Consider the following 594-nt stretch of genomic DNA (forward strand, 5'->3'; position numbering starts at 1 on the left):
GGCATCTCGAGCTCGCCGCGGCGCGCCTTGTTGAGAATGCCGCCTTGCAGCCGCGACTTCAGGATGTGCAGTTCGGCCTCGCTCATCGTGCCCTTCAGCCCGAGCAGCATGCGATCGTTGAAATAGGCCGGATCGTAGACGCCGTCCTCGTCCATGATCAGGGTGCGCGACAGGGCAGCCAACTCAAGGAGACGGTGCCAGTCCGCATTGTTGCGTGCCAGGCGCGACACTTCCAGCCCCAGCACGATCCCTGCATGCCCCATCGCCACTTCAGTCACCAGGTGCTGGAAGCCGTCGCGGTCCTGCGACTGCGCGCCGGAGAGGCCGAGGTCGCTATCGATGACGTGGACACGTTCGATCGGCCAGCCCAGGGCCACTGCGCGATCGCGCAGGGTGTATTGCCGCTTGGTGCTCTCGGTGTTCTCGAACACCTGACGAAGAGAGGACTGACGCACGTAGAGGAATGCATCACGCCGCAGATGGTCGGCGCCAACCTTCATGGCGATGTCAGTAGACATGGTTGCCTCGGGTCTCTGCTGCCAGCACCATGTTGGCGAGCATGTGCACGAGCTGGCGATCGTGCACTGCAGCCGA

At 63.5% G+C, this 594-nt stretch carries 1 protein-coding gene; it reads right to left on the reverse strand.

Features of this window, described 5'->3' with window-relative positions; all coding sequences use genetic code 11:
* Positions 1 to 518, reverse strand: a 518-nt coding sequence (locus tag NKH37_RS34005; protein ID WP_353042590.1) for a recombinase family protein, incomplete at its 3' end; no start/stop codon positions are given.
* Between the last annotated feature and the right edge of the window lie 76 nt (positions 519 to 594).

The sequence above is a fragment of the Mesorhizobium sp. M1217 genome, assembly GCF_040318275.1.
In the GTDB taxonomy this organism is placed as follows: domain Bacteria; phylum Pseudomonadota; class Alphaproteobacteria; order Rhizobiales; family Rhizobiaceae; genus Mesorhizobium.